Raw genomic sequence first — 16,986 nt, forward strand, 5'->3', positions numbered from 1 at the left:
CCTCCTGTCACGCGCCTCGCGCCGGGGGCTTACCCGGTCGCCGCGGCGGCACGCGGGCGGATGCGGGGATTTCCCGACACGCGCCGGGCATGATCGGAAACAGCGTTCGGGTCGTCCGGTTAGGCTGCGGGCATGCCAGGAACGGTCGGGCGCATCCCCACGCCGCCGGCGCCGGTGTCCGCGGCAGCCGCCCGGACCGACGCGGCGGCCACCGTCCTCGGCCACGACTGGGCCGGCACGTCCCTGGGCCCCCGGACGGCGTGGGACCCGGCCGTACGCGCGGTCGTCGACCTCATCCTCGCCTCGCCCGTGCCGATGGCCCTCGCGTACGGGGACGACCTGGTCCTGCTCTACAACGACGCGTACGCCGACCTGATCGGGGACAAGCACCCCGCGGCGATCGGCCGCCCGGCCGCCGAGGTGTTCCCGGAACTGTGGCACCTGCCGGGCGTCGGCGACGTCATGGAACGCATCTACCGCGACGGCGGGACCTTCCTGGAGAAGGAGAGCAGCCTCCCGCTGGGCCGGGGCCACGGCGGGGTGGTCGAGCAGGCCGTCTTCACCCGGGGCTGCTCCCCCGTACGCGACAGCACCGGACGGATCGTCGGCGTGCTCACCGTGGCGGCCGAGACCACCCACGTCACCCAGCAGTTGCAGAGCGTCAGCGAGGTGGCGGCGGCCCTCGCCGGCACGCTCACCCTCGACGACGTGGCCCGGGTCACGCTGCGGTACGCGATCACCACCTTCGACGCCGACCGGGTCGCCTTCGCCGTCGACGAGGGCGGCGGAGGCTGGCGGATGGTCCGCCGGGTCCGGGGCGAGCTGATGGACGAGGCCGACGAGCGGCTCCCTCCGCTGTGGCGGCGGGTCGCCGCGGACTGGCCCGACCCCCTCGTGGAGGCGGCCCGCGCGGGCACCCCGTCGATCACCTCGAACGGTCAGCCGCTGCGCGACGCGGCCACCGACCGCCACGACCAGAAGATCGTCTCGCTGATCGCCGTGCCGCTGCGGGCCACGGTCGTCCGCGGTGGCCTGTCCATCGGCCACCAGGCCCCCCGCCTGTGGTCCGCCGCGGAGCGCGCGCTGCTGGCCGCGTCCGCCGAGCTGATCGGGCAGGCGGCCGAGCGGGCACGCCGGTTCGAGACCCAGCACGGCACCGCCCAGCTGCTGCAGCGCAGCATGCTGCCCGAGCACCTGCCGAACCTCCCCCGGCTGCGCATCGCCGCGCGCTACGACCCGGGGGTGGACGGCAACGCGGCCGGCGGGGACTTCTACGACGCGTTCCTGCTGCCCACCGGCCAGCTCGGCGTCGTCCTCGGCGACGTCGCCGGGCACGACGTGCAGGCGGCCGCGCGGATGGGGCAGGTACGCGCGGCGCTGCGCGCGCTCGCGCTGGCCGATCCGCGCCCGGACTCCGTGCTCACCGGCCTGGACCGGCTGGTCACCAGTCTCGGCGCCGAGGCCGGCACGTACGAGCTGTTCGTCACCGTGGTCTTCGGCGTCGTCGACGCCGAGCGGCGGGAACTCACCCTGGCCAGCGCGGGGCACCCCCCGCCGCTGATCCGTCGCTGCGCCCCCGACGACCGCCCGCACGCCGAGTACGTCGACCTGCCCGCCGGCGCGCCCCTCGGGCTCGGCGCCCGGCCGACCGTCACGACCGTCGCGTTCGCCCCGGGCGACACGCTGCTGCTGTTCAGCGACGGCGTCGTGGAACGGCGACGGCAGAGCCTGGGCGCCGGGCTCGACGTGCTCGCCGACGCGGTCGCCGCCGCCGGCAGCGGCGACCCCCGGGCGCTGTGCGCCGTGGCGAGCGGGGCCGTCGCCGGAGCCACCGAGGACGACGTGGCCGTCCTCGCCGTGGAGCACGCGCTGCGGCCGAGCCGGTCGGCGAGCATGGAGGTGCCCGCCGAGCCGACCGCGCCGAGCCGGGTCCGGCACTGGATGAGCGCCCAGCTCGGCGAGTGGCAGGTGCCGGAGTCCGTCATCGGCTCCGCCGTGCTGTGCACCAGCGAGCTGACGACCAACGCGTTGCTGCACGCCGGCACGGCCGCCCGCGTGGACATCGACCTCAGCGCCGAGCGGCTGCTGGTCTCGGTGGCCGACTCGGGCACGCGCGGCACCGTCACCCGGGCGCAGACCGACACGTTGAGCAGCCGGGGCCGTGGGCTGGGGCTGATCGAGGAACTCAGCGACGCGTGGGGCACGGACCCGACGGTGCGTGGCTCGACCGTGTGGTTCGAGATCCTCCTCCCCACCGAGTGAACCGCGCCGCCGGTGGCGTCAGCCCGCCGCGCCGCGGGTAGGAGGACGGCCATGCCTACCGACAACCCCGCCGGCGCGCTCTTCGACGTCGACGGCACCCTCGTCGACACCACCTACCTGCACACCGTGAGCTGGTGGGAGGCCCTGCGCCAGAACGACCAGCCGGTGCCCATGGCCACCGTCCACCGTGCCATCGGCATGGGGTCGGACAAGCTGCTCGACCACCTGCTCGGCCCCGAACGCGACCGCGCCGCCGACAGCCGGCTGCGCGACGCGCACGACACGCTGTACGCCGAGTACTGGGAGCGGCTCACCCCGCTGCCCGGCGCGGCGGACCTGCTGCGCGCCTGCGCCGAGCGGGGCCTGCGGGTGGTGCTCGCCACCTCGGCCGCCGAGCACGAGGTGGCCGCGCTGCGCCGGGCCCTCGACGCCGACGACGTCATCGCCGCGGTCACCTCCTCCGCGGACGCGGAGCAGAGCAAGCCGGCGCCGGACATCCTCGTCGCCGCGCTCGACCAGTCCGGGCTGCCCGCCGAGCGGGTCGTCTTCGTCGGCGACTCGGTCTGGGACGTGGCCGCCGCCGGCAAGCTGGACATCCCCTGTGTCGGGCTGACCTGCGGCGGCACCAGCCGCGGGGAGCTGGCCGGGGCGGGCGCGGTGGCCGTGTACGACGACCCGGCCGCGCTGCTGGCGTCCCTCGACGAGTCGCCGCTGACCCGACGCCGGTGAGCACACCACTTTCCGGCCTTCCGGGCGCATAGCCGGCACCCCGGCGGGGCACAGTCCGTCACCACCGACCCGTACGGCGCGGGTGCGGCCGGGAGGTGGTGCGGTGGAACCGATGGACGTGGCGTTCGCGCTGGTGGGCGTCGGCGCGCTGCTCGCCGGCATCCTTCCCCGGGTGCTGGAGCGCCAGCCGCTCTCCATGCCGATCGCCTTCCTCGGCCTGGGCATGGCGGTGTTCCTGCTGCCGACCGGGCTGCCGGTTCCCGACCCGCTCGCCCATCCGGAGGTGGCCACCCACCTCACCGAGATCGGGGTGATCGTCGCCCTCATGGGCGCCGGACTCAAGATCGACCGACCGTTGAGCTGGTCCCGCTGGTCGTCCACCTGGCGGCTGCTCGCCGTCGCGATGCCGCTCTGCATCGCCGCCGTGGCGCTGCTCGGCTGGTGGTGGGCCGGACTGGTGCCGGCGACCGCTCTCCTGCTCGGCAGCGCGCTCGCCCCGACCGACCCCGTCCTCGCCTCCGACGTGCAGGTCGGCGAACCCACCGACGTGGAGGACTCCGAGGACGAGGTCCGGTTCGCCCTCACGTCCGAGGCCGGGCTGAACGACGGGCTGGCCTTCCCCTTCGTGTACGCGGCGATCGCCGTCGCCACGACGAGCCTCGCCCCTGGGGAGGACTGGCTGGGCCGGTGGTTCGCCGTGGACGTGCTGTGGAAGATCGGCATCGGCGTCGGCGGCGGGCTGCTCGTGGGGTGGCTGCTCGGCAAGCTCTTCTTCCGCGCGCCCCGCCACCTGCGGCTGGCCCGGCACGCCGAGGGCTTCCTCGCGCTGGCCGCCACGTTCCTCGCGTACGGGCTGGTCGAGGTGGCCGGCGGGTACGGCTTCCTGGCCGTCTTCGTGGCCGCCCGGGCGATCCGCGCCGCCGAGCGGACCCACGAGTTCCACTCGGTGCTGCACGACTTCGCCGAGCAGGTCGAGCGGCTGCTGACCGTCCTGCTGCTGCTGCTCTTCGGCGGCACCGTGGTGGGCGGCCTGCTGGCCCCGCTCACCTGGCCGGCCGCGGCCGTGGGGCTCGCGCTCGTCTTCGTGCTCCGCCCCCTGATCGGCTGGCTGTCGCTGCGCGGGTCACCCGGCCGCCCCGCCGAACACTGGGTGATCGCGTTCTTCGGCATCCGCGGGGTCGGCTCGCTCTTCTACCTCGCGTACGCCACCACGAAGGCCGACTTCCCGCAGGCCGAGCTGGTCTGGGCCACCGTCGGGCTCGTGGTGATCGTCTCGGTGGTGGTGCACGGCGTCGCCGCGACCCCGGTGATGCGGCTGCTCGACCGCGCCGGGGAACGCACCGGCGAGCGCGCGCCCGCGCGGGCCGGCGCACCGGCGACCAGCGGCGCGGGCACCTGAGTCGTACGCGCATGGACCGGCCACGCCAGGGGTATTGGTACGCCTGTTCGAAGGAGGGTGAGATCATGACGGACCGCAACAGCGACCCGGCGGACCCGCGGGGTGCGATCAAGGATCCCGACGAGTGGGTGACCGGAGAGGAGCCGCCGACCGCCGCGCAGGAGTCCTACCTCGCCACGCTGGCCCGCGAGGCGGACGCCGAGGTGCCCGAGGGGCTGACCAAGGCGGAGGCGTCCAAGCGGATCGACGAACTCCAGGAGGAGACGGGCCGCGGCCGCTGACGGCACGACCGGGTCGGGTCAGCGCGGCGGAAGGCGGTGCAGCTCGACCCGGTCCAGTGCCCCCGCCGTGACCCGGGCGGTCAGGTACGTGGCGTACGGCTGGGACCGCCGGTCCGTGGGCGAGCCGGGGTTGAGCAGCCGGAGCCCGCCCGGGGCGACGCTGTCCCACGGGATGTGGGAGTGCCCGAAGACCAGCAGGTCGGTGTCGGGGAAGCGGGCGGCGCACCGCTCCTCCCGCCGCGTCCGCGGCCCGGTCTCGTGCACCACGGCGACCCGCAGCCCGTCCAGTTCGACCCGGGCGATCTCGGGCAGCCGGGCCCGCAGGGCCGGCCCGTCGTTGTTGCCGTACACCCCGACGAGCCGGCGCGAGCGGGCCTCCACGGCGTCCAGCAGCGACTCGTCGACCCAGTCCCCCGCGTGCAGCACCACGTCCGCCTCCTCGATGGCGGTCCACAGCGGCGCGGGGAGGTCCCGCGCCCGCTTCGGCACGTGGGTGTCGGCGGTGATCACCAGGCGCATCCACCCATTCTCCCCGCCGGGGGACGGCCCGCGACCCGGCACGGTCCGCGCGTCGCGGCGCACGCCCCGCCGGCGCTGTGCACGCCCCTGGGTGACGGCGCCCGCCGCGGTCGCGACGCGGCGTTACCGGCGGGCGGGGGCGGGAAATGAGTCAGCCGACGAGGGAGGAACTCATGACCAGTGCTACGGGACCGTCCGCCGGCTGGCGACCCGGCATGCCCGGCGGTGACCTGCTTCCGTCCGGCCCCGCGGGACGCCCCACGACGCCCGGTGACGGGCAGGGCCCCCAGACGGGCCCGCCGACCGTGACGATCGGCTCGTATCCGGACTACCCGTCCGCCCAGCGGGTCATCGACTACCTGGCGGACAACCGGTTCCCGGTCGAGCACACCGCCATCGTCGGGACGAACCTCACCCTGGTGGAGACCGTGCTCGGCCGCATGACCACCGCCCGGGCGGCGTTGATCGGCGCCGGTACGGGCGCCTGGTTCGGGCTCTTCATCGGCCTGCTCTTCGGCATCTTCACGGTCGGCAACTGGCTCGCCGTGATCATCGTGGGCCTGGTGGTCGGCGCCATCTGGGGCGCGGTCTTCGGCGCCGTGGCGCACGCCATGACCGGCGGGCAGCGTGACTTCACGTCCGCCAGCTCGTTGCGGGCCGGCCAGTACGCGGTCATCGTCGACGCGAACCTCGCCGACCAGGCGCGGCAGCTGCTCGGCCGGCTGAACCTCTCCACGACCGCCCCGGACGTCCGCTGACGGCCACGTCGCGGCACCCCGGCGCGCCACGCCGGGGTGCCGCCGACGCGATCAGGTTCCGCTGCCGTCCGGCCGGGTGTACGCCAGTTCGCCGGCGCGCAGCGCCACCTCGACCCGGTTCTCCTGCGGAGCGAGCGGGCAGGCCCAGCGGTCGTCGTAGGCGCAGGACGGGTTGTAGAGGTAGTTGGCGTCCAGCCGCACCCGGTCACCGGCCAGCACGGTCAGACCGCGCCCGTGCGTGCCCTTCACCGTGTCGGTGAGGTAGCGGCCGCCGCCGTAGCTCTCCCGCCCGCAGGTGGCGTCGCGCAACGGCACGAAGAGTCCGCCCCCGTACGCGGCGATCCACCAGAGCGTGAGCGGCCCCCACGGAGTGTCCGCCACGGCGACCCGCCGGTAGCGGATGACGCCGTCCGGACCGCCGGTGTCGATGTCGAGTTCCCCGTGGGCCGGGCGCAGCGGCGCCTCGACGACGGCCGACGGGTTCGGCGGGTGGTAACGCAGCCCGGTGAAGGCCGCCCGGTCCCGGGACGGGATGGGGCTCTGCGGGTGGCCGGCGAAGAGGCGGTCGCGCTCGGCCCGGAAACCGGCCAGGTCGAGGTCGGACAGGTAGAGCCGGGCGGTCCGTTCCCGCCAGTCGAGCAGGTCGAGGTCGTCCACCCGGCGAGCCTAGCGCCCGCCTCCTTCAAACCTGCACCACCTCTCGGCTGCACGGCTTGACGAGGCGGACCACACACGGATCGGCGGGGTTGTTGAATTTTGAAAGAGTGCTACCGTTGCGGGCGTGACCGAGGGTCTGGACACCGCTCGCCTCGCCGCCTGGCGCGCGTACGTCGAATCCAGCCAGCTGCTGCTCACGCAGCTGGAGGAGGAACTGCGCGACGCCAGCGGGCTGAGCTTCGCCGACTACCACGTGCTCGTCCTGCTGTCCGAGGTGCCGGGGCAGCGGCTACGCATGGGTGAGCTGGCCAACCGCCTGGTCTTCTCCCCCAGCCGGCTGACGTACCAGATCTCCTCGATGCAGCGCCGAGGTCTGGTCACCCGGCAGGCATGCCCGGAGGACCGGCGCGGCAGCGAGGCCGTGCTCACCGCCGCCGGGCTGCTGGCCCTGCGCGAGGCCGCGCCGCACCACCTCGCGTCGGTGCGCGCGCACCTCATGGACGACCTCGACGACGACGAGGTCGCCTGCCTCACCCGGGTCTTCGAGCGCCTCGGCCGCCGCCTGCGGGCGGCACGGGACGCCTCCACCGCCAACGCCTCACGTTAGGAGCCTCCCGATGCCCGCCATCACCGTCGACGACGTGCTCGTCCTGCCGCGCCTGCCGCGGCTTCCCGAGTCCACCACCTTCCGGCCGGTGCGCCGGGTCACCACCGCGCCCAGCGGCTACGAGGGCGAGGGCTTCCCGGTGCGTCGCGCCTTCGCCGGGGTGCCGCTGAGCCAGCTGGACCCGTTCATCCACCTCGACCAGATGGGCGAGGTCGACTACGCGCCGGGCGAGCCGAAGGGCACCTCCTGGCACCCCCACCGGGGCTTCGAGACCGTCACGTACATGATCGACGGGATCATCGACCACCAGGACTCGACCGGTGGCGGCGGCACCATCACCGACGGCGACACGCAGTGGATGACGGCCGGCAGCGGCCTGCTGCACATCGAGGCCCCGCCGGAGCACCTGGTGGTCAGCGGCGGGCTGTTCCACGGCCTGCAGCTGTGGGTCAACCTGCCGCGGGCGGCGAAGATGAACCCGCCCCGCTACCAGGACATCCGGGGTCGGGAGGCGGCGCTGCTCACCACCCCGGACGGCGGGGCGCTGATCCGCGTGATCGCCGGCTCCGTCGCCGGCCACCGGGGTCCGGGTTCCACCCACACCCCGATCACCATCGCGCACGTCACCGTCCAACCCGGAGCGCAGGTCGACATCCCCTGGCAGCCGGAGTTCAACGCCCTCGCGTACGTCCTGAGCGGTCGCGGCACGGTCGGCACCGACCGGCGGCCGCTGCACCTCGGGCAGCTCGCGGTGCACGGTCCGGGCGACGCGCTGCGCTTCACGGCGGACGCCAGCCAGGATTCGCACACCCCGGCGCTGGACCTCTACCTCATGGGAGGGCAGCCGATCCGCGAGCCGGTCGCGCACTACGGTCCGTTCGTCATGAACACCCGGGACGAGCTGATCCAGGCGTTCGAGGACTACCAGGCCGGCCGGCTGGGAGTCGTCCCGGCCGAGCGGCTGCCGCACACGGGCGGCGAGGGCACCCGGCCCTGAGTCCCGTCGTGCGGGTGGTGGGCGCGCACGCCTGCCACCCGCGCGGCGCGGGTCGGTGGTGCGGCTCAGGAGACGGCGAAGATCCCGGCGACCCCGAGGATCACCATGACCAACACCGCCACCAGCGCACCCCGTTCACCCTCCACCGCCGTCTCGTGATGCTGGGTCAGTGGATTGGTCGTCTCGCGGGGCATGGTCTGGTCCTCCCGGGTGTCGCGCGGCGGATACGGGCCGGCCGTGTCACCGGATGACGGCCGGCACTCACCCCACGGCGGGGGTCCTGCCGTGGGGACGGAGCCGGCTTCGGAGAGACCCGGTGCCGGGGTCTGGCACCGCGGCCGAACGCGCCGGCCCGGTCACACGGTTACCCGTCTGGACGGGCGGAAACCTGGTCCGGCCGGTGATTACCGGAAAGCGCGACGCGCTCCTACCCGGGTGTGCCCGCCGGCGCGGGCCCAGCGGACCCGACCGGCACGCGCGGGGTACCTGCCGGCACGGTGGGCCGGCCGGACGTCACGAGGCTCCTACCGGCGGACGGGCTCCACGAGCCGGCCGGCGCGCCGGGAGGCGGTGGCGAGTGCGACCCGGGCGCCCTGGCGTCCCGTCTCCTGGGGGTGCACGGTGAGGCCGCCCGGTGAGGCGAAGGAGGCGCGGGGCGCGTAGTAGCCGCAGACGATGGTGAGCGGGTTGGCCGGGCGCAGCGCGTACACCGGGTGGTCGGGTTCCAGGAACTCCACCGACTCGATCTCGAACGGCGTCACCGGCTCCGCCACGTACGCGTAGACGCAGCTGACCAGGTCGCCGTGGCACCGGCTGAGGTAGCGGTGGTGGCCGCTGCGGACGGCGTGCCCGGTCTCCCCCACGTGGCACCGGACCCGGACGACCGGCACGCCGTCCAGCTCGGTCTCGGCCACGAGCACGCCGCCGCGCACCTCGACGCTGGTCCGGCCGGGGTACGCGGGGGCGCCGCAGGCGCGGGACTGCGCGAGCATCCGTTCGTTGGAGGTGACGTGGTGGGTCCACCAGGCGCCCGCCCCGCCCGGGGTGGCGGCCCCGTCCAGTGCCACGGCGAGGTGGGTGAGGTCGTGCGCGCCGAGGCCCGAGGTCTGGGTCTCGTCGTCGACGACGCGCTGGTGGAGGACCACCGTCCGGTCCGGGTGGGGGCGCAGCCCGGCCGGCAGCATCGCGGCGACCGACGCCGGGTCCGCCGGCAGCCAGCCGATGTACAGCGCGCGACTGTTCAGGACGAGCTGGGGAGCGGCGAGGTCGACCACGGCGCCTCCATCTCCGACGACCACGTCACCGACGCTACGGCTGGTCCCATGTACGGGACAAGGACGGATTGGTGACAGGTACGGCTTGTCTGTCGGGTTCGCATCGGCCGCTCGGTGGAGCGCGGCGGCCGTCCGGTTGGCGGCCGGGGGATGTCCGGGTGACCCGGCGGGACCGGAAGAACCGACCGTAACGGCCCTCACAACCGCGCCGGGGATGGTCGATTTGTGACCGTTAACGACGGTTAAATCACATAAGTACATCGTCCGTTCGGCTAGATTTTCTCCGGACGATCGGGTTAGGGTGACTTCCGAACGGCCCATTGGAAGCTAGCCAAAGCGTCACGTCTATATCCGCGGACGAGGTGCAGGGAGGACCACCCATGACCGCGCCAGCGATCAGCGAACAGACGACGAGCACCACGCCCGACACCGCGGGGAAGCTCGACCCGCGGGCCCTCGCCGACAGCGCCACCGATCTGCTCAACGCGATGGCCGCGCTGCCGGCCAACCATCCGTCGCGACCCGCGCTGCGCGACAAGGCGATCGAGGCCTGGCTGCCGCTCGCCAACCACCTCGCCCACCGCTACAGCGGCCGGGGCGAGCCCACCGACGACCTGGCGCAGACCGCCGCCGTCGGCCTCATCAAGGCCATCGACAAGTTCGACCCGTCGCGCGGCGTCGACTTCGCCGGCTACGCCATCCCCACCATCATCGGCGAGCTGAAGCGGCACTTCCGCGACCGCACCTGGGACATCCGGGTGCCGCGCCGCCTCCAGGAACTGCGCCTGGCGATCTCCGACGCCAACAGCTCGCTGCTGCAGACCCTCGGCCGCTCGCCGACGGTCGCCGACATCGCCGCCCACCTCAAGATCACCGAGGAGGAGGTCCTGGAGGGCCTGGAAGGCGCCCGCGCCTACAACGCGGTCTCGCTCTCCACCCCCACCGGCGACGGCGACCGGGCCACCGAGCTGGGCGACATGCTCGGCGGCGAGGACGGCGAGTTCGAGCTCGCCGAGCTGCGGGTCGCCCTCGGCCCGGCGTTGGCCACCCTCGACGAGCGCGAGCAGAAGATCCTCACCCTGCGGTTCTACGGCAACCTGACGCAGTCCCAGATCGCCGAGCAGATCGGCGTCTCGCAGATGCACGTCTCCCGGCTGCTGGCCCGGGCGCTGACGAAGCTGCGCGGGCAGCTCGACGGCACCTACTGACGCCGGGGGCGCGAAGGCACCTACCAGGGGGTGACGCCGATGGCCGGGTCCACGAGACCCGGCCATCGGCATGTCCGCACCCTGCCCACGTCACGCACGCGTGACAGTCGGGGCGGCGGGGTGGGCCGGCCCGGGGACGCCGGTGCGAGACTGGGCCGTGCTCTCGGACGTCCGCCTCGACCTGCCCGTACGCGCCACGTTGCCGGCCGTCGTCGCGGCGCTGCGCACCGCCGGCACCGGCGTCCTGGTGGCCCCGCCGGGCACCGGCAAGACCACGCTCGCCCCGTTGGCCGTCGCCGACCAGGTCGAGGGGCGGGTGGTGATCGCCCAGCCGCGGCGGGTCGCCGCGCGGGCCGCGGCCCGGCGGATGGCGGAGCTGCTCGGCGAGCGCGTCGGCGACCGGATCGGGTACGCGGTACGCGGTGACCGGCGGCGCGGCCCACGGACCCGCGTCGAGGTGGTCACGACCGGCGTGCTGGTGCGGCGGCTGCTGCGGGACCCGGACCTGCCCGGCACCGGCGCCGTGCTGCTCGACGAGTGCCACGAACGCCACCTCGACGCCGACCTCGCGCTCGCGTTCGCCGTCGAGGCACGCGCCGCGCTCCGGCCCGACCTGTGGCTGCTGGCCATGTCGGCCACACCGGAGGCCGACCGGTTCGCGGCGTTGCTGGGCGGCGCCGACACCCCGGCGCCCGTGGTCCGGGCCGAGTCGGTGCTGCACCCCGTGACCCGGATCTGGGCGCCCCCGCCCCGGCCGGCACCGGCTCCCGGGGCCGGCCCCGTGGACCGGGCGCTGCTCGACCACGTGGCGGCCACCGTCCGGCGTGCGCTGCGCGAGCGGGACGGCGACGTGCTGGTCTTCCTGCCCGGAGCCGGGGAGATCGCCGCGGTGGCCCGCCGGCTGGCCGACCTCGGGGACTCCGTGGCGCTGCTGCCGCTGCACGGCCGGCAGCGCGCCGCCGAGCAGGACGCCGCGCTGCGCCCCGGCGACCGGCGACGGGTGGTGCTGGCCACGGCGGTGGCCGAGAGCAGCCTCACGGTGCCCGGGGTCCGGGTGGTGGTCGACGCCGGGCTGAGCCGGGTGGCCCGGCTGGACCGCGCCCGCGGTCTCGGTGCGCTGGTCACGGTCCCGGTGTCCCGGGCGGCCGCCACCCAACGGGCGGGCCGGGCGGGGCGGGAGGCGCCGGGCTTCGTCTACCGCTGCTGGTCCGAAGCCGTCCACGAGCACCTGCCCGCCCAGCCGGAACCGGAGATCGCCACGGCGGACCTCACCGGCTTCGCCCTGGACGTCGCCGCCTGGGGACGGCCGGACGCCGCCGGTCTGGCGTTGCCCGATCCACCGCCGCCGGCCGCCATGCAGGTCGCCCGCGACACGCTCGCCACCCTCGACGCCGTCGACCCCGAGGGTCGGATCACCGCACGCGGGCGGGCGATCGCCGCCGTGGGCGCCCATCCACGGCTGGCCCGGGCGCTGCTCGACGGCGCCGGCCGGGTCGGCGCGGACCGGGCCGCCGAGGTGGTCGCCCTGCTCGCCGAGGACACCGCCGCCGGCGGGGTCGACGACCTCGCGATCGCCTGGCGCCGATTGCGCGCCGGCGCCGACCCGGCGGCCACGGCCCGCTGGCGCGCCGAGGTGCGCCGCCTGCGCGCCCTCCTGCCGCCCGACGCCGCCGACGGTACGCGCGCCGGGGCGCCGCTCTCCGACGACCTCGCCGCGGGGCTGCTCGTCGGGCTCGCTCACCCCGAGCGGCTGGCCCGGGTCCGGCGACCGGGCGGGTCGTCGTACCTCATGACCGGCGGCACGGCCGCGGAGCTGGCGCCCGGGTCACCGCTCGCCGGCGCCGAGTGGCTCGCGGTGGCCGTGGCGGACCGCGCCCCGGGAGCGCCGGCCGCGCGGATCCGGCTCGCCGCCGCGCTCGACGAGGCCACCGCGCGGGAGGCGGCTACGGCGCTGCTGCGCACCGAACGGGAGGTCGGCTGGTCCGGCGCCGACGTGGTGGCCCGGGAGGTGGTCCGGCTCGGCGCGCTCGAACTGCGCGAACGGCCGTTGACCGATCCCGGTCCCGCCGAGGTCGCCGCGGCCCTGATCGCCGGCCTGCGGAGCACCGGCCTGGGGCTTCTGGAGTGGACCCCGGCCGCCCGCGCGCTGCGCGAACGGCTCGCGTTCTGCCGGCACGCGCTCGGCGACGAGTGGCCGGACGTCGGCGACGAGGCGCTGCTCGCCGCCGCGCCGGTCTGGCTCGGTCCGGAGCTGGCCACCGCCCGGCGCCGGGCCGACCTGGCGCGGGTGGACGTGGCCGCCGCGCTGCGCCGGCTGCTGCCGTGGGCGCAGGCCGCCCGGTTGGACGAGGTGGCGCCGGAGCGCCTCACGGTCCCCAGCGGCTCCCGGATCCGCGTCGACTACGCCGACCCGGCGAAGCCGGTGCTGCCGGTGAAGCTCCAGGAGACCTTCGGCTGGCGGGACGCGCCCCGGATCGCCGGCGGCCGGGTGCCGGTGCTGCTGCACCTGCTCTCCCCGGCCGGCCGCCCCGTCGCGGTCACCGCCGACCTCGCCTCGTTCTGGCGGGTGGGCTATCCGCAGGTACGGGCGGAGCTGCGGGGCCGGTATCCCCGGCACCCGTGGCCGGAGGACCCGACGACGGCGACCCCCACCCGGCACGCCAGCCCGCGCCGGCGCTGACCGGGCCCACCGTGCCGCCGGGCGCGGGTACGCCCTCCCTACTCCTCGACGACGTCCGCCACGATGACCGTCACGTTGTCCGGGCCGCCCGCCCGCAACGCCAGGTCGATGAGCTTCTGCGCGCACTCGGCGCGGTCCGGGTAGCCCGCCAGCACCTCCGCGAGGGTGTCCGCGCGCACCACGTTGGAGAGACCGTCGCTGCACAGCAGCCACCGGTCGCCGGCCCAGGGCACCATCGTCGCGTACGCCGGGGAGACCTCGTCGCCCTGCAGGGCCTGGGTGACGACGGCCCGCCGCGGGTGGCTGCTCGCCTGGTCCGGGGTGATGACCCCCTGGTCGACCAGCATCTGCACGAAGGTGTCGTCCCGGGTGATCTGCTTGAGCACACCCTCCCGGAAGAGGTAGGCGCGGGAGTCGCCGACGTGGGCCAGCGCGAGGCAGCTGCCCGTCCGGGCGAAGAGCAGGGCGGTGAGGGTGGTGCCCATGCCCTGCCGCTCCGGATCCTCGCTGACCGCCTGGCGGATCCGCGCGGTGGCCTGCTCGATGCCGCTCTGCAGGGCGGCGACGAGAGCGTCCTCCGGTGTCTCCACGTCCAGCGGCGCCATCGCGCCGATGGCGATCGAGCTGGCGAGGTCGCCGGCCGCCATGCCGCCCATGCCGTCGGCCACGGCGATCAGCCAGGTGCCGGCGTGCATGGCGTCCTGGTTTCCGCTGCGGATCAGCCCACGGTCGCTCGTCCCCACGGAACGCAGCTTCAGGGTCATGGGAGGCAGCCTGCCAGGCGGAGGCCGCTGTTGTCTCTAGGAGATCCACGGCGACGGCGCGTGGCGCGGCGAATCTCACTGTCCGCAGCGCCGCGGACGCGCCGGACCCCGGGGCGGACCGGGTCGGCGACCCCGGTGGTTGACAGCGCCCGGCGGCCCTGTAAGCATCGACCAGCAGCTATGGGAGCGCTCCCGAAGCACGCACCGCACCCGCCACCGTCCCGGAAGGACACCCCGTGACGCCACCCCGACGCCGCCGCGCGCTGCTCGCCGCGGCGGCCGCCCTCGCCCTCGCCACCGTCGGCGCCGCCCCCGCACACGCCGAGCCACCGCCCGACGCGCCCGAGCAGATCGACAACGGCGACTTCAGCGCCGGCGTGGCGCCGTGGTTCTCCTACGGCACCGGCCCGCTCGGCGTGACCGACGGCCGCCTCTGCGCCACCGTGCCCGGCGGCCTCGCCAACCCCTGGGACGCCGGCATCGGCCAGGACGGCGTCCCGCTCGTCGCCGGCGCCGAGTACACCCTCGGCTTCGACGTGTCGGCCACCCCCGGCACCCCGGTCACGGCCGTGCTGCAACTGGGCGCCCCGCCGTACACCGGGTACGCGAGCGTCACCGTCACCGCCGGCGGCACCGCCCAGCGGGTCGAGCGGACCTTCACCGCCACGGACGGCAACCCGACCGCGCAGTTGATCTTCCAGGTCGGCGGGAGCGCCGACGAACAGACCGTCTGCCTCGACAACGTCTCGCTGCGCGGCGGCGAGCCGCCCGAGCCGTACGAGCCGGACACCGGCCCGCGCGTCCGCGTCAACCAGGTCGGCTACCTTCCGGGTGGACCGAAGAACGCCACGGTCGTGACCGAGGCGACCGAGCCCCTGCCCTGGCGGCTGCGCTCCGCCGACGGCGACGTGCTGGCCGAGGGCACCACCACCCCGCGCGGCGTGGACCCCGCCTCCGGGCAGAACGTGCAGACGGCCGACTTCTCCGCGTACCGCACCCCGGGCACCGGGCTGCGGCTGGAGATCGACGGGGAGGCGAGCCACCCGTTCGACATCTCCGGCGGCCTCTACGAGCGGCTGCGCGCCGACTCGCTCCAGTTCTTCTACGCCCAGCGCAGCGGCATCGCCATCGACGGCGCGCTGCTCGGCGAGGCGTACGCCCGCCCGGCCGGCCACCTCGGGGTGGCCCCCAACCAGGGCGACACGGACGTGCCCTGCCAGCCCGGGGTGTGCGACTACCGCCTCGACGTGCGCGGCGGCTGGTACGACGCGGGCGACCACGGCAAGTACGTGGTCAACGGCGGCATCGCCACCTACCAGCTGCTGAGCGCGTTCGAGCGGACCAAGACGGCCGCCACGGCGGGCGGCGGCGCCGCGCTCGGCGACGGCACGCTGCGGGTGCCCGAGCACGGCAACGGGGTGCCCGACATACTCGACGAGGCCCGCTGGGAGCTGGAGTTCCTGCTGCGCATGCAGGTGCCGGCCGGCCAGCCGCTCGCCGGCATGGCACACCACAAGATCCACGACCGGAACTGGACGGGCCTGCCGCTCGCCCCGCACGACGACCCGCAACCGCGCGAGCTGCACCCGCCGTCCACGGCCGCCACCCTGAACCTCGCCGCCGTGGCGGCCCAGTGCGCCCGGCTCTACGCGCCGTACGACGCCGCGTTCGCGGGCCGCTGCCGGACGGCGGCGACCACCGCGTACGCGGCCGCGAAGGCCCACCCCGACCGGTACGCGAGCCCGGCCGACAGCACCGGCGGCGGCGCGTACGACGACACGCGGGTGACCGACGAGTTCTACTGGGCGGCCGTCGAGCTGTGGCTCACCACCGGCGCGCCGGCGTACCTCGCCGACCTGACCGCGTCGCCGCACCACACCCAGGACGTGTTCGAGCCGCGGGGCTTCGGCTGGCAGGGCGTCGCCGCGCTGGGCCGGCTCGACCTCGCCACCGTGCCGAACGCGCTGCCCGCCGCCGAGCTGGCCCGCGTCCGGGCCTCGGTCATCGACGCCGCCGACGGTTACCTCGCCGAGCTGCGGCGGCAGGCGTACGGGCTGCCGATGCCCGGCGACGCCGGCAGCTACTTCTGGGGCGGCAACAGCAACGTCCTCAACAACACCGTCGTGCTGGCCACGGCGTTCGACCTGACCGGCGACGCCCGCTACCGCGACGGCGCCGTGCAGGCCGTGGACTACCTCTTCGGCCGCAACGCGCTGAACATCTCGTACGTGACCGGCTGGGGCGAGCACGCCGCCCGGAACCAGCACAGCCGCATCTTCGCCCACCAGCTCGACCCGAACCTGCCGCACCCGCCCGCGGGTTCCCTCGCCGGCGGGCCGAACGCCGCCCTCCAGGACCCGTTCGCCGCGCAACTGCTCGCCGGGTGCGCACCCATGTTCTGCTACGTCGACGACATCAACTCGTACTCGACCAACGAGGTGGCGATCAACTGGAACTCGGCCCTGGCCTGGGTCGCCTCCTTCCTCGCCGACCAGGGCGCGGCCGACCCGGTGGCGGCGCCGACCTGCGCCGCGACGTACACCCTCCACGGCAGCTGGCCGGGCGGCTTCACCAGCCAGGTGACCATCCGCAACACCGGCACGGCCCCGGTCGACGGTTGGACGGCGCGGTTCGCGTTCACCGGCGACCAGGCGGTGGACCGGGCGTGGCTCGCGAGGGTGAGCCAGTCCGGCGCCACGGTGACCGCGCGCAACGAACCGCACAACGCCCGGATCAACCCGGGCGCGACGGTGACGTTCGGGTTCACCGCGACCACCGGCGGCGGCGCCAATCCGCCACCCGGCCTGGTCACGCTCAACGGCGTCCCCTGCACGTCGGCCTGACCGTTCCC

15 protein-coding genes are annotated in these 16,986 nt (G+C 75.1%); 10 read left to right on the plus strand and 5 right to left on the minus strand.

Annotated elements, in window-relative coordinates; all coding sequences use genetic code 11:
- The first annotated feature begins 132 nt into the window (after positions 1-132).
- From OG994_RS14095 to OG994_RS14110, 4 genes are all read left to right on the plus strand, one after another.
- On the plus strand, positions 133-2,262 hold the full coding sequence (locus OG994_RS14095; protein ID WP_328853507.1) for an ATP-binding SpoIIE family protein phosphatase: 2,130 nt from the start codon (positions 133-135) through the stop codon (positions 2,260-2,262).
- A gap of 51 nt (positions 2,263-2,313) precedes the next feature.
- The gene (locus OG994_RS14100; protein ID WP_120328788.1) at positions 2,314-2,991 is read left to right on the plus strand and encodes an HAD family hydrolase; all 678 of its coding nucleotides are present in this window, start codon (positions 2,314-2,316) and stop codon (positions 2,989-2,991) included.
- Positions 2,992-3,094: 103 nt separating this feature from the next.
- Positions 3,095-4,390, plus strand: a complete 1,296-nt coding sequence (locus OG994_RS14105) for a cation:proton antiporter (protein ID WP_328853508.1) — start codon at positions 3,095-3,097, stop codon at positions 4,388-4,390.
- Between the two features lie 65 nt (positions 4,391-4,455).
- Positions 4,456-4,671, plus strand: coding sequence for a DUF3072 domain-containing protein (locus OG994_RS14110; protein WP_120328790.1), 216 nt, complete (start codon positions 4,456-4,458; stop codon positions 4,669-4,671).
- Positions 4,672-4,689: 18 nt separating this feature from the next.
- On the opposite strand, the gene OG994_RS14115 is transcribed toward OG994_RS14110, so the two are convergent.
- Positions 4,690-5,190 carry a metallophosphoesterase family protein gene (locus OG994_RS14115; RefSeq protein WP_328853509.1) on the minus strand — a complete coding sequence of 167 codons (501 nt, stop codon included), beginning with the start codon at positions 5,188-5,190 and terminating at the stop codon, positions 4,690-4,692.
- Between the two features lie 173 nt (positions 5,191-5,363).
- On the opposite strand from OG994_RS14115, the gene OG994_RS14120 reads away from it, so the two are divergent.
- The gene (locus OG994_RS14120) at positions 5,364-5,948 is read left to right on the plus strand and encodes a general stress protein (RefSeq protein ID WP_328853510.1); all 585 of its coding nucleotides are present in this window, start codon (positions 5,364-5,366) and stop codon (positions 5,946-5,948) included.
- A gap of 51 nt (positions 5,949-5,999) precedes the next feature.
- Here the strand turns inward: OG994_RS14120 and OG994_RS14125 are convergent, their stop codons facing one another.
- On the minus strand, positions 6,000-6,605 hold the full coding sequence (locus tag OG994_RS14125; RefSeq protein WP_120328793.1) for a DUF1684 domain-containing protein: 606 nt from the start codon (positions 6,603-6,605) through the stop codon (positions 6,000-6,002).
- 124 nt (positions 6,606-6,729) lie between these two features.
- Between OG994_RS14125 and OG994_RS14130 the strand changes: the two genes are divergently transcribed.
- Together OG994_RS14130 and OG994_RS14135 are read left to right on the plus strand one after the other, a co-directional pair.
- The gene (locus OG994_RS14130) at positions 6,730-7,212 is read left to right on the plus strand and encodes a MarR family winged helix-turn-helix transcriptional regulator (protein ID WP_120328794.1); all 483 of its coding nucleotides are present in this window, start codon (positions 6,730-6,732) and stop codon (positions 7,210-7,212) included.
- A 10-nt stretch (positions 7,213-7,222) separates the two neighbouring features.
- Positions 7,223-8,209: a pirin family protein gene (locus tag OG994_RS14135; protein ID WP_120328795.1), complete on the plus strand. Its 987-nt coding sequence runs from the start codon at positions 7,223-7,225 to the stop codon at positions 8,207-8,209.
- Between the two features lie 65 nt (positions 8,210-8,274).
- Here OG994_RS14135 and OG994_RS14140 read toward each other — a convergent pair whose 3' ends face one another.
- On the minus strand, positions 8,275-8,403 hold the full coding sequence (locus tag OG994_RS14140) for a hypothetical protein (RefSeq protein WP_275670836.1): 129 nt from the start codon (positions 8,401-8,403) through the stop codon (positions 8,275-8,277).
- Positions 8,404-8,733: 330 nt separating this feature from the next.
- Positions 8,734-9,507, minus strand: a complete 774-nt coding sequence (locus OG994_RS14145) for a hypothetical protein (protein WP_192902141.1) — start codon at positions 9,505-9,507, stop codon at positions 8,734-8,736.
- Between the two features lie 356 nt (positions 9,508-9,863).
- Between OG994_RS14145 and OG994_RS14150 the strand changes: the two genes are divergently transcribed.
- Both OG994_RS14150 and hrpB read left to right on the plus strand, forming a co-directional pair.
- Positions 9,864-10,691 (plus strand): SigB/SigF/SigG family RNA polymerase sigma factor, encoded by an 828-nt coding sequence (locus tag OG994_RS14150; protein ID WP_120328796.1) that lies wholly within the window; start codon positions 9,864-9,866, stop codon positions 10,689-10,691.
- A gap of 157 nt (positions 10,692-10,848) precedes the next feature.
- Entirely contained in the window at positions 10,849-13,371 is a 2,523-nt protein-coding gene (gene hrpB / locus OG994_RS14155) for an ATP-dependent helicase HrpB (protein WP_328853721.1), read from the plus strand.
- Positions 13,372-13,409: 38 nt separating this feature from the next.
- On the opposite strand, the gene OG994_RS14160 is transcribed toward hrpB, so the two are convergent.
- Complete coding sequence (locus OG994_RS14160; protein WP_120328797.1) at positions 13,410-14,135, minus strand: PP2C family protein-serine/threonine phosphatase; 726 nt, start codon at positions 14,133-14,135, stop codon at positions 13,410-13,412.
- A gap of 236 nt (positions 14,136-14,371) precedes the next feature.
- On the opposite strand from OG994_RS14160, the gene OG994_RS14165 reads away from it, so the two are divergent.
- Positions 14,372-16,978, plus strand: a complete 2,607-nt coding sequence (locus OG994_RS14165; RefSeq protein ID WP_328853511.1) for a glycoside hydrolase family 9 protein — start codon at positions 14,372-14,374, stop codon at positions 16,976-16,978.
- Positions 16,979-16,986 lie beyond the last annotated feature (8 nt).

The organism is Micromonospora globbae (assembly GCF_036184225.1).
GTDB lineage: Bacteria > Actinomycetota > Actinomycetes > Mycobacteriales > Micromonosporaceae > Micromonospora > Micromonospora globbae.